Origin of the sequence: Halorubrum rarum (genome assembly GCF_048380895.1) — an archaeon.
GTDB lineage: Archaea > Halobacteriota > Halobacteria > Halobacteriales > Haloferacaceae > Halorubrum.
This window is the reverse complement of record NZ_JBLWMN010000005.1, coordinates 130,438-142,395: the sequence shown is the minus strand read 5'-3', so window position 1 is coordinate 142,395 and position 11,958 is coordinate 130,438. Positions and strand designations below refer to the sequence as shown.

The 11,958-nt window shown below is 67.4% G+C and carries 12 protein-coding genes; 10 read left to right on the top strand and 2 right to left on the bottom strand.

The genetic code is table 11. The annotated features are described in order from the left end of the window. Positions 1–17 precede the first annotated feature (17 nt). On the top strand, positions 18–2,063 hold the full coding sequence (locus ACNSN7_RS05230) for an AMP-dependent synthetase/ligase (RefSeq protein ID WP_418281173.1): 2,046 nt from the start codon (positions 18–20) through the stop codon (positions 2,061–2,063). 7 nt (positions 2,064–2,070) lie between these two features. Here the strand turns inward: ACNSN7_RS05230 and han are convergent, their stop codons facing one another. Continuing rightward, on the bottom strand, positions 2,071–4,017 hold the full coding sequence (gene han, locus ACNSN7_RS05225; protein WP_418281171.1) for a Hef-associated nuclease: 1,947 nt from the start codon (positions 4,015–4,017) through the stop codon (positions 2,071–2,073). 156 nt (positions 4,018–4,173) lie between these two features. Between han and ACNSN7_RS05220 the strand changes: the two genes are divergently transcribed. From ACNSN7_RS05220 to ACNSN7_RS05190, 7 genes are all read left to right on the top strand, one after another. Next, positions 4,174–4,740 carry a Mov34/MPN/PAD-1 family protein gene (locus tag ACNSN7_RS05220; RefSeq protein WP_418281170.1) on the top strand — a complete coding sequence of 189 codons (567 nt, stop codon included), beginning with the start codon at positions 4,174–4,176 and terminating at the stop codon, positions 4,738–4,740. Continuing rightward, positions 4,737–5,204 (top strand): FAD synthase family protein, encoded by a 468-nt coding sequence (locus ACNSN7_RS05215; protein ID WP_418281168.1) that lies wholly within the window; start codon positions 4,737–4,739, stop codon positions 5,202–5,204. Before ACNSN7_RS05220 ends, ACNSN7_RS05215 begins: the two co-directional genes overlap by 4 nt. Before the next feature lie 173 nt (positions 5,205–5,377). Beyond that, positions 5,378–6,736 (top strand): heme o synthase, encoded by a 1,359-nt coding sequence (locus ACNSN7_RS05210; protein WP_418281343.1) that lies wholly within the window; start codon positions 5,378–5,380, stop codon positions 6,734–6,736. Then, complete coding sequence (locus tag ACNSN7_RS05205; RefSeq protein ID WP_418281166.1) at positions 6,733–7,458, top strand: DUF7546 family protein; 726 nt, start codon at positions 6,733–6,735, stop codon at positions 7,456–7,458. Before ACNSN7_RS05210 ends, ACNSN7_RS05205 begins: the two co-directional genes overlap by 4 nt. Before the next feature lie 161 nt (positions 7,459–7,619). Then, positions 7,620–8,573, top strand: a complete 954-nt coding sequence (locus tag ACNSN7_RS05200; protein WP_418281164.1) for a 3-hydroxyacyl-CoA dehydrogenase family protein — start codon at positions 7,620–7,622, stop codon at positions 8,571–8,573. Positions 8,574–8,642: 69 nt separating this feature from the next. Next, the gene (locus tag ACNSN7_RS05195) at positions 8,643–8,885 is read left to right on the top strand and encodes an Rdx family protein (RefSeq protein ID WP_418281162.1); all 243 of its coding nucleotides are present in this window, start codon (positions 8,643–8,645) and stop codon (positions 8,883–8,885) included. Beyond that, on the top strand, positions 8,885–9,070 hold the full coding sequence (locus ACNSN7_RS05190; protein WP_418281161.1) for a hypothetical protein: 186 nt from the start codon (positions 8,885–8,887) through the stop codon (positions 9,068–9,070). Before ACNSN7_RS05195 ends, ACNSN7_RS05190 begins: the two co-directional genes overlap by 1 nt. 59 nt (positions 9,071–9,129) lie before the next feature. Here the strand turns inward: ACNSN7_RS05190 and ACNSN7_RS05185 are convergent, their stop codons facing one another. Beyond that, entirely contained in the window at positions 9,130–9,696 is a 567-nt protein-coding gene (locus tag ACNSN7_RS05185) for a response regulator (protein ID WP_418281160.1), read from the bottom strand. Positions 9,697–10,070: 374 nt separating this feature from the next. Between ACNSN7_RS05185 and pan2 the strand changes: the two genes are divergently transcribed. Both pan2 and ACNSN7_RS05175 read left to right on the top strand, forming a co-directional pair. Beyond that, complete coding sequence (gene pan2 / locus ACNSN7_RS05180) at positions 10,071–11,294, top strand: proteasome-activating nucleotidase Pan2 (protein ID WP_418281157.1); 1,224 nt, start codon at positions 10,071–10,073, stop codon at positions 11,292–11,294. Between the two features lie 103 nt (positions 11,295–11,397). Next, the gene (locus ACNSN7_RS05175; protein WP_418281155.1) at positions 11,398–11,943 is read left to right on the top strand and encodes a pyruvoyl-dependent arginine decarboxylase; all 546 of its coding nucleotides are present in this window, start codon (positions 11,398–11,400) and stop codon (positions 11,941–11,943) included. Positions 11,944–11,958 lie beyond the last annotated feature (15 nt).

Below are 11,958 nucleotides of genomic sequence, written 5' to 3'. Positions count from 1 at the left end.
GACGGGTGGATGGCGATATGCACTGGAAGGAGGCGGAACGTGAGTTCGCCGACGACGTGGTGGCGTCCGAGACGTTGCCCCGAACGTTCGAGCGAACGGCGGAGCGCAACGCCGACCGGATCGCACAGCGGTATAAGGGGGGGATCTACGACCGGTCCCTGGTTTCGGCCGGGGTCGTTCCGCCCGCCTCCGAGGATGCGTACGGGGACGTCACGTACGCGGAGATGCGCGACGTCGTCCGGAACCTCGCGACGGGGTTTCGGGAGATCGGCGTGGACGACGGCTCCCGGCTCGCCATCTACGCGCACACACGAATGGAGTGGGCACACGCCGACTTCGCCGCGCTCGCCGCGGGTGCGGTGGTGACGACCGTCTATCCGTCCTCCTCGCCGAGCCAGTTGACGTACCTGCTCGAGGATCCGGAGGCGACCGTGGTCGTCGCCGAGAACCGCGACCTGCTGGACGAGGTGCTCGCCGTCCGCGAGGACCTCGATCACGACCTGGACGCGATCGTGACGATCGACGACGTCGATACGACGGAGCTCGACGTCGAGAGTGATTTGAGCGCAGGTCTCGACGTGTACACGCTCGGTGACCTCCACGAACTCGGTGCGGACGCCTTCGACCGCGACGCCTACGAGTCGTGGATCGACGCGACCGAGGTCGACGACCTCGCGAGCCTCATCTACACGTCGGGGACGACCGGGAAGCCGAAGGGTGTCCAACTCACCCACGCCAACTTCCGGACGAACGTCAACCAGTGTTACAAACGGTTCGCGGATCGACCCGGTCGAGACGCCGGCGTGCCGGGCATATCCGCCGAGTCGACGACCCTGTCGTTTCTCCCGCTGGCACACGTCTTCGAGCGGCTCGCGGGTCACTACATGATGTTCGCCGCGGGCGCGACCGTCGGATACGCCGAGAGCCCGGACACGCTCAGAGAGGACTTCGGGCTCGTCCGCCCGACGACGACCACGAGCGTTCCGCGGGTGTACGAGAAGCTCTACGACGCGATCCGCGAACAGGCGAGCGAGTCGCCGGTCAAAGAGCGGATCTTCGAGTGGGCGGTGGACGTCGGACGCACCCATCACGAGGCCGACGATCCGGGCGTCCTGCTCGACGCGAAACGGGCGCTCGCGGACAGGCTCGTCTTCTCATCGGTTCGGGAGGCGATCGGCGGCAACGTCGACTTCTTCATCTCAGGTGGCGGGTCGTTGTCGGCGGAGCTGTGCGCGCTGTATCACGCGATGGATCTCCCGATCCTGGAGGGATACGGCCTCACCGAGACGTCGCCGGTGATCTGCGTGAATCCGCCCGAGGAGCCGAAGGTGGGGACGATCGGTCCGCCGGTCGTCGACACGGAGATCGCGATAGACGTCACGCTCGCCGGTGCGGAGGTCTCGAACGTTCCGGGCGACGTCGGCGAACTGCTCGTGCGCGGCCCGCAGGTGACGGACGGCTACTGGAACCGCCCCGACGCGACCGCGGAGGCGTTCACGGAGTCCGGCAGACTCCCGGACGAGGCGGTGGTCGCCGGGGACCCACCCGAGGACCGCGACGGCGACCCCGACGAGCCGTGGTTCCGAACCGGGGACATCGTCCAGTACCGCGCCGACGGCTACGTCGCGTTCCGCGAGCGCGCCAAGCAGCTGCTCGTGCTCTCGACGGGCAAGAACGTCGCACCCGGCCCGATCGAGGACCGGTTCGCGGCCAACGGGTTCGTCGAGCAGTGCGTCGTGCTCGGCGACTCCCGGAAGTTCGTCTCCGCGCTCGTCGTCCCGAACTTCGAGCGCGTCGCCGACTGGGCGGAGACGAGGGGGATCGACCTCCCCGACGACCGGCAGGCGATCTGTCGGGACGAGCGCGTGAGAGACCGGATCGACGAGGAGATCGACCGTGTCAACGAGGAGTTCGAACCGTACGAACGGATCAAACGCTTCCGGCTCGTGCCCGAGGAGTTCTCCGAGGAGAACGACCTCCTCACGCCGACGATGAAGAAGAAACGGCGGAACATCCTCGAGCGGTTCGCCGACGACGTCGAGATGATCTACGACGACGCCTAACCGCGACTCAGTCGTCGAGAACGGTCGACGACGACAGCGTCTCGTCGATCTCCGCGTCCGCCATCTTCCCGACGAGCGTCTCGATGACCGGCGCTCGCCGGCCCTTCACGAACTTGATCGAGCCGACGACGAGGTGACCGCCGCCGGAGACGCCGGCCTCCGGTAGCTCCTCGTTCAGTTCGGTCACCATGTTCGGGATGTCGAGCCGGACGCCGTCCGACCGGAGGACGGCGAAGTCCGGCCCGTAGCCGATAGTGATGACGGGGTCGCCGGTCTCTTGCACCTTCGTGTCGTGGAGTTCGCCGGTCGTTTTGCCCGGCGCGGGGTACGTGAACCGGTGGGCGTGCTCGTCCAAGTCGATCCGGTAGAGGTGTGCACCGGAGGCGAGCCGCTCGTGTTCGACGTGCTCGTCGACGGCGTCGAGCTGCTTTTCGACGTCGCGTTCGGCACGCTTCGAGAGGAACTCGACGAGCTCCTCGTGGCGCTCGGGGTCGTCACAGCCGACGTTCAACGCGTCGTTGACGAGCGTCTTCCCCTCGGAGTACCGAAGCCAGTGAGCGGCGTAATCGAGCGCCTCGCCGATGTCGAGCAGGTCCGTCTCGGCGTATCCGGCCTCGTCGGCCAGTTCGATGTAGTCGTCCATGACCGCCGCCTTCGAGCGGTCCGAGAGCCCGGCGACCGCGGGGACGTGTTCGAGCTCCTCGGTGATCGACGGGTCGATCAGTCGCGCGAGCTCGACGCACATCATCCCGGTGGTGATCCGATAGTCCTCGCCGTGGAGGTACGGGTTGACGTGAGCGTCGAGCAGGTGGCCGACCGCGTCCGGGTCGGGATGGTGGTGGTCGACGACGGCGATGGGGATGTCGTAGTGCGCGAGGTTCTCGTAGGCGGGGACGTCCTCCTCGGTCGACCCGTTGTCGAGCATGAGCAGGAACGGGAGCTTCTGGCCGTGTCGGGCGCGCCCCTCCAACGCGAAGTTGAGGTCGCGGGTGACGTCCTCCATCTCGTAGAACGGTGCCTTACTCGGGAGTCGCTTGAACAGGTGTTGGGGTGCGTTCGGATCCTCGTGGTGGTCGCGGACGAGCCCCTCCAACGCGATCTGGACCGGGATCGCCGCACACATCCCGTCGCCGTCGGCGTGGTGTCGGACGCGCAGCGGTCGCCCGGCGAGCACGGTGCGCCGGAGCAGGCGGGCCAGATCACGGAGGTCGTCGTGGATCGACTCGAACGCCTCCCACTCGACGAGGGGATCGACGTCGGCCGGCTCGGCGCGCTCGTCGAGCGCGCTCTCGTAGCGCTCGCGGGCCTCCGCCGCCCGGTCGCCCGAGAGCGTGTCGAGGCTGTCGACCTCCAGTTGGAGGGCGTCATCCCGCGTTTCGACCGTGCCGGCGACGTGGACCATGTCGCCGACCTCGACGCTCGGGTACGCGCGAACGCCGGCCTCCTCGAAGGCGGCACAGGAGACGACGCCGGACGCGTCCGACACGCCGAAGATCGTCGGGCCGCCGGTCTGTTTCGCCTGGACGACCTCCCCCTCGACGGTGACGTCGTCGCCGGGCGACAGGCCGCGGACCCGCGAGATGGTCGGATCGTGGTCGACGGTCTCGGTGGTGTAGTCGTCGGGCGTCTCGTCGTCGAACGCGACGTCACCGTTGTCTTTCAGGTCGGTCAGCCGGACGATCAGCTTGTCACCGACCGCGTAGTCGCCGTCGAGGTTCGATTCGTGGACGAGCCCGGAGACGGCGTCGGAGACGTCGACGAACACGCCGTAGTCGACGACGCCGTTCACTTCGGCGTGATACAAGGCGTCCGTCTCGACGTCCTCGAGGGTGCAGTCGGGAGCCAAGTCGTGGACGACCGGTCGGTCGTCGGCGGTCCCCTCGGCCGTGTCGACCTCGGGTTCGGGACTCGAATCGTCCCGCGTGCCGGAATCTCCGGCGGTCTGTTCGCTCATGGTTGTCCGATCGGGAACGGCCGGTGTTAAGCCTGTTCTATCGCGTCCGAGGTGGATGGGATGGCGGTGTCGAGAGTCGGGTTCCGCGTCCGCCGATCCGCGGACGAAAGCGGCCCTTCCGGAACCCCTATGAGGCGACGGGGACTTCCTTCGCGTATGCGACTGTTCCGGTCGGACGAGCTCCTCGGGATCGCCCGGGAGACCATGGAGTTCGTCCTCGAGGCCAGCGAGGAGACGCACCCCAACGAGTACATGGGGTTCCTCCGTGCCGACGACGCTCGGAAGCTCGATATCGACCGGGAGGGACAGGTCATCACCGACGTGCTCGTCATTCCGGGGACGGAGTCGAACCCCGTCAGCGCGACGGTTCGGTCACACATGAAGCCGAACGACATGCGATCGGTCGGATCGGTCCACTCTCACCCGAACGGTGCGCTCCGACCGAGTTCGGCCGACCTCGCGACGTTCGGCCAGGGAGAGGTCCACATCATCGTCGGCGCGCCGTACGGCTGGGGCGACTGGAAGGCGTTCGACAACGAGGGAAACCCGACGACCCTCGACGTGCTCGACGTGGAGGTGCCCGACGAGCACTTCTTCGACTTCACACAGGCGGACATCGATCGGGAGCTGATCGAGGACGGCTACGATCAGGGCGTCGTCCGTCCCGACGCGGGACGCGACGACGACGAGAACGACGGCGGGTTCCTCTCGTGGCTGCGATGAGCGGCGTCGACGACGGGGCCGGACGGCGGGTCGTCGCGCAAGGGACCTTCGATATCCTGCACCCCGGACACGTCCACTACCTGACCGACGCCGCGAGCTACGGCGACGAGCTGCACGTCATCGTCGCTCGCAGTGAGAACGTCACGCACAAACCGTCGCCGATCCTCGCGGACCGCCAGCGCCGGGACATGGTCGCCGCGCTCGCGGTCGTCGACGAGGCGCGCCTCGGTCATCCGGAGGACATCTTCACGCCGATCGAGGCGATCGATCCGGACGTGATCGTGTTGGGGTTCGATCAACACCACGACGAGCCCGCGATCGAGGCCGCGCTCGGCGACCGCGGGATCGACTGCCGCGTCGAGCGCGCCACCGGTCGCGAACCCCGCCACGAGGACGAGGTGCTCTCGACCGGCGACATCATCGATCGGATCGTTCGTCGCCGCGGATCCGGCGACCGTGGGTGACGGACGACCGCCGTTACCTCCGTGTCGTCCCGTCCGTCATCGTCCGCGATCGGATCGAGGCACCCATCCGCGTCTTCGACCGGATCGAAGCGCGGCATCTATATGGGCCGATTCCCTACCCGATCGTAGTGCCGATCTCCGATCGATTTCCCACGGTCCTCGCGACGACGGTCATGGGAGCGTACCTCCTGCTCGTCGTCGGGACGACGACCTCGCTAACGGCGGCCACCGCGGCGTGTTCCGGGTGGCCCGCGTGCGGTGGCGGCTACGCGCTCCCGACCGAAGCCCCCGGCTGGGTCGCGCTCGCTCACCGAGCGCTCGCGCTCGTTGTCGGGCTGCTCGTCGTCGTCACGACCGTTCTCGCATGGCGCGACGGCGCGAGCCGTCGCGTTCGCGCCGCGCTCACCGGCGCACTCCTGCTGTTCCCGGTTCAGGCCGGGCTCGGTGCGCTCGTCGCCGTCGGCGGGCTCCCACCGTCCGTCGGACCCGCTCACCTCGTCGTCGGCGTCGCCATCTTCGGAGCCGTGCTCGCGGCGCTCGCGTGGTGGCTCGAGTCCGAGACGGGCGACCCCGACGACGCTCCGGCGTCGTTCCAGCCCGGAACCGACGACCTCCCTCCGGTCGAGGACGCGCCCGAACCGGATATCCCGACCGCAACGATCCCCAGAGTACGCGCGACCGCGAGGGCGTACTTCCGACTGATGAAACCTCGGCTGATGTGGCTGCTGTGTCTCGTCGCCGCCGCGGCGATGGCGCTCGCCGGCGGTTCGGGGTTCACCCCGTACACGGTCGCGGCGACGCTCGTCGGCGGCTCGCTCGCCATCGGCGCGTCGGGGACGTTCAACCACGTCCTCGAACGCGACGTCGACAAACGGATGCAGCGAACCAGCGACCGACCGCTCGCGACCGATCTCGTTCCGGTGCCGAACGCGGTCGCGTTCGGCCTGCTTCTGGCGGCCGTCTCCGTCGGTCTGTTCTGGAGCGTGAACCCCTTGACGGCCGGACTCGGGCTTCTCGCGATCCTGTTTTACAGCGTCGTGTACACGCTGATCCTGAAACCGAACACGGTTCAGAACACGGTGCTCGGCGGTGCGGCCGGCGCGCTCCCTGCACTCATCGGCTGGGCCGCGGTGACCGGCGAGATCGGCGGCGGCGGACTGCTGCTCGCGCTGGTCATCTTCCTGTGGACGCCCGCGCACTTCTATAACCTCGCGCTGGCGTATCGGTCCGACTACGAGCGCGGTGGTTTCCCGATGATGCCCGTCGTTCACGGCGAGACCGCCACGCGACGACACATCGTCTGGTACCTCGGCGCGACGCTCGTCGCCGCCGCGGCGCTCGCGGTCGTCGCGGAACCGCTCGGCGGACTGTACGCGACCGTCGGCGTCGTCCTCGGTGCGGTGTTCCTGTGGACGGTCGTCCGACTCCACTACGAACAGACGGAGGCGGCGGCGTTCCGGGCGTTCCACGCCTCGAACGCGTATCTCGGCCTGTTACTGTTCGCCGTCGTCTTCGACGCCCTGGTCGTATGAGCGCCGACGCCGACGGAACCGACGGTGCCGCGCTCGACGACGCCGCTCTCGACGGGGTTCGATCGCTCACCGACCGACTCATTGCCGCCACGCCGTCGGTACGAACGCTCGCGTGGGCGGCGTTCCTTTTGAACGCCCAACTCGTGTTCGTCGTCGCGTACTACGGATTCCTCGGATCGTTCCCGTCGACGCCGAGATACGCCGTCTACGGCCTGCTGTGGGTGAACGTCGCCGTACTCGTGCTTGCACGTGCCCCGATCCCGTCGGGATACGACTTCCGAACCCGTCGCCGTGCGCTGGGGATCGCGGCGGGCTACTTCGCGCTGTTGGTCTTTTTCGCCGGGCTCGTCGCGACGGGCGTTCCGGAGCGTGCGGTCGACGCGCGGGTCGCGTGGCTTCCTCCGGGATGGGGCCCCGCGGTCGTGTACGCCGGCGAGTATCTCACCGTCATTCTGATGCCCGCGTATCTGCTCGGCTACCTCGCGTTGGCGAAGCTGGTGTACGTCGCCGTGCTCGAGGCGTCCGGGTCGATCGTCGCCGGGATCGTGGGGCTGTTCTCGTGTATCTCGTGTACGCTCCCGATCCTCGCGATGGTCGGCTCCGCACTGTTCGGCGGCACGGGGATCCTCGCGGCGACCGCGCTCGACGCCTCCTACGACCTCTCGACGGCGGTGTTCCTCGTGACCGTTGTGCTGTTGTACTGGCGGCCGGGCTTCCGCTGACCGGTCGGGCTTCCGCTGACCGGCCAGGTTTCGGCTGACCGACCGGGCTTCCGCTGGCCGGCCGGCTGCCCGATATCGAGCCGATCCCGGTTCCGGACGATCGTCCGACGCCGCCCGCATCGAGGCTCACACCTTTACCCTCGGACGTGGATCGGCCCGGTATGACACGACCGACGATCGCCATCGTGGGCGGCGGTAACATGGGTCACGGACTGGCAGCACACTTCCACGTCCACGGCGGCGACGTGACGCTGATCGACCATCGGGAGTCGAACCTCACGGCGGCCCGAACCCGGATCCGGGAGACGTTCTCGTTTCTCGCTGACGAGGAGATCGCCGACGTGGAGCCGGACCGAGTGGACGGGATCGATTTCACGACGGATCTCTCGGCGGGCGTCGGTGAGGCCGACGTGGTGATAGAGACGGTCCCGGAGGACGTGGACACCAAACACGAGGTGTTCACGGAGATCGCGGCGTCGGCACCGGCGGATGCCGTTCTCGCGTCGAACACGTCGAGCATCCCGATCACGACGCTTGCGGAACCCGTGCCCGACGCGGCCGATCGGGTCGTCGGCTGTCACTGGTGGTATCCGCCGTACCTGCTCACTCCGGTCGAGGTGGTACGCGGCGAGGAGACGTCCGAGGCGACCGTCGAGACGCTGACCGCGCTGCTGGAGGCGGTCGACCGGGATCCCATACTCGTCGACCGTGACGTGCCGGGATTCGTCTGGAATCGGGTCCAGCGGGCCGTGTTCCGGGAGTGCTTCCACATGGTCGAGGAGGGAATCGCGTCCATCGACGACGTTAACCGAGCGATACGTGACGGCTACGCGGCGCGTACCGCGGTGATCGGTCCGTTCGAGACGATCGATATCGCCGGGATCGAACAGATCCTCCCCGGAACGAAACGGATACAACCGACGCTCTGTAACGACGACGACCCGAGCCCGCTGTACGAGGAGTATCTCGACCGGGGACGCGGCGGCATCGAGGACGGGGCGGGGTTCTTCGAATACGAACGATCGGCGGCGGAGATCACGTCGGACCGGGACCGAAAGATCGCCGCGCTCCGACGGAGTCTTCTCGACGCGGACGACGAGGACTCCGGTCGTTGAACTCGTCCCCGACGCAGTCGATCATCCGGCGTGCGGACGTTTAAACCGCGGCGACGACAACGACCGTCCATGACACGAGTCGAGATCGAGTACTGCGTCCCGTGTGGCATGCTGAACCGCGCTCGCGACGTCGCCGAGGCGGTCCTCAGGCAGTTCGGTGAGGGAGTCGACGAGGTCGCTCTGGTGACCGGCGACGCCGGCGTGTTCGTCGTCCGAGCGGACGACGATGTCGTCTTCGACACGGAGACCGACGATTTCGACGTCGACTCGATCGTTCGGGCCGTGAAACCATACGTCGGCGGGGCGGCGTGATGACCGACGACGCCGACGTCACGGATGGAGACATCGACATCGAGGACGCCGTCGAACGCTTCCTCGACGACACGGCGACGGCGTTCGGCGAGTACGACCAGGGATACGCCGACGCGGACGCGACGTTGTCCGTTATCCGGAGCCACTGCTCGGAGCTACGGGACGTCGTCGACGACTCGGCGTAGGGGCCGTTTGACGCTCCGGATAGAGCCGGTCGAGCCTTTAAATAGAGCCGGTCGAGCCTTTAAATAGAGCCGGTCGAGACCTCTACGAACGCGTCCTCCGCGGAGAGGATATCGAGGGTATCGTCCACCTCGGCTCTGACCCGTTTGATCCGGTCGAGGAGCTCGTCGTACTCCTCGGTGTCGGTGTTGCCGGCGGCCTCCAGCGCCGCCTTCTTCGAGGCGAGCGCGAAGAACTCCTGGCTCCGCTCGTCGAACTCCGCGCGGTGACACAACACCTCGACGAGCCCGAGCAGGTCCTCTTTCGTGACCGGCTTCGTTTTGTAGTCGTCGAACGGCATATCGACGATTTCGACGTCGGGTTCGACCGCCGTCAGCATCGCGACGCGGGCATCGTACCCTTCGTCGCGGATCTCCGAGAGCACCTCGTGGCCGCTCATGTCCGGCATCCGCCGGTCGAGCAAGACGACATCGACGGAGTCGTCCATCTCGCGTAACGCGGTCTCGCCGTCGGTCGCGATCCGGACGTCGTACACCGTGTCGAGGTAGGCGAGATACAGTTCCGCGAGGTCCGGCTCGTCGTCGACTGCGAGGACCGTGGTCGTCTCGTCGCCGTCGGCGTCGGTCATGGCTGCCCGCACAGGTGCTTCCGCTCGGTCGCCCGCACCGACGCCGCAGCACGGTTCCGTTCGACTAGATGGGGCATGGTACGGTATACGAGCGACGGGGGATAAAACCCCGGACACTCAGTATCAGTGATGATACTCCCGGCGTCGGACCGATCCACGACCCCGAACGACCGACGCTTCGATCCGCCGATGGACGGACGTGCCCGTACTTCTGGCCGGCGAGTGGGCCCGTACTCGCGGTCGGCGAGTGGACTCGTACTCGCGGTCAGCGGGTGGGTGGCAACGCGACTGCTCCTCGTCGTTCATGTGGCGGCGGGCGTCGACGCCGTGACCCAAAGGCACATTTACGCGCACGCCATAGCCACATATAACGAATGTCTCATAGCCCCTCACTACCTGACCGCCCCCGTCTGGAGCTCGATCCGGAGATGAGCGAGGCGGAACGGCTCGAGGCTATCCGTCAACACTTCCAGCGGATCGTACAGGTGAACGAGGAACTGGAGGGCCGACTGGAGAACGCCCAGGGCCGCCGCGGCGATCTCAAGGAGGACGTCGATCAGCTGAAACGAGAAAACGAGGTGCTGAAGACCTCATCGCTGTACATCGCCACCGTCGAGGAGCTAACCGACGACGGCGTCGTGATCAAACAGCACGGCAATAACCAAGAGGTGCTGACGAAGGCGTCGACACGCCTCGATACGGACCTCAGACCTGGCGATCGCGTCGCGATCAACGACTCCTTCGCGGTTCAGCAGGTGCTCGACGACGAGACCGACTCCCGCGCGCAGGCGATGGAGGTCACCGCGTCTCCGGACGTCGTGTACGACGACATCGGCGGTCTCAGCGATCAGATCCGCGAGGTGCGCGAGGCGGTCGAGGACCCCTTGGAGAACCCCGAGCAGTTCGAAGCCGTCGGCGTCGAGCCGCCGAGCGGCGTCCTTCTCCACGGGCCGCCGGGAACCGGGAAGACGATGCTGGCGAAGGCGGTCGCCAACGAGTCGGACGCCACGTTCATCAAGATGGCCGGCTCCGAACTCGTCCGGAAGTTCATCGGCGAGGGGTCCCGGCTGGTTCGGGACCTGTTCGAGCTGGCGGCCGACCGCGAGCCCGCGGTCATCTTCATCGACGAGATCGACGCCGTCGCCGCCAAACGGACCGACTCGAAGACGTCCGGCGACGCGGAGGTCCAGCGGACGATGATGCAGTTGCTCTCGGAGATGGACGGCTTCGACGACCGCGGCGAGATCCGCATCATGGCCGCGACGAACCGCTTCGACATGCTCGACGAGGCGATCCTCCGTCCCGGACGCTTCGATCGGCTCATCGAGGTGCCGGAGCCGGACGCCGAGGGCCGCGAGCGCATCCTCGAGATCCACACCGAACAGATGAACGTCGCGGACGGCGTCGACGTCGGCGACGTCGCCCGCGAGCTGGACGGGTACAGCGGTGCGGACATCGCTTCGATCGCGACGGAGGCCGGGATGTTCGCGATCCGTGACGACCGGACGGAGGTCCGTCGTGACGACTTCGAGAAGGCCCGCGAGAAGCTGCAGGACGCCGACGACACCGACGATCGCGTGATCAACTACCAGTACTGACACGGCCCGACCGTTCTCCCGTTTTTGTCTGGTGGCCACCGCTCCCGTCCTCATCGACCACCGTTCGTAACGCCTTAGCCCGAACGCCGACGAGTGGCGGGTAATGAATACGATCCACGTCGCCGGCGGCGTCGGTGCCGCCGACACGGCGATGGCCTCCTACGACGCGGCGCTCGCGGACGCGAACCTCCACAACTACAACCTCGTCGCGGTGTCGTCGGTGGTTCCCGAGCAGGCGACGGTGACGCGAGTCGACCGTGCACCGGATCTGGGCCCGGCCGGCAACGCGCTCACCGTGGTCGAGGCACGGCGAACGATCGGTCCGAGCGACGAGGTTGACTTCCGCGAGGGCGGGCGGGCCGGCGCGGAGGACGCCGACAGCGCACTCGCACCGCGTCGCCGTCCGGACGTCACGGCGGGGCTCGGCTGGGCGACCGGTCCCGGTCCCGGCCTGTTCTACGAGGTGACCGGCGAGGACCCGGCTGACGTCCGGGATCGGATCCATGCCGGTCTCGACGCCGGCAGCGAGCTTCGCGATTGGGAGCTCCCCGATCGTGAGCTACACGTCGAGACGGCGTCGGCCGAACCGGACCGATACGCGACCGCGGTCGTGATCGCGGCGTACGGCGAGTCGGAGCCGGTTCTGTAGGCGGTCCCCCGTCTC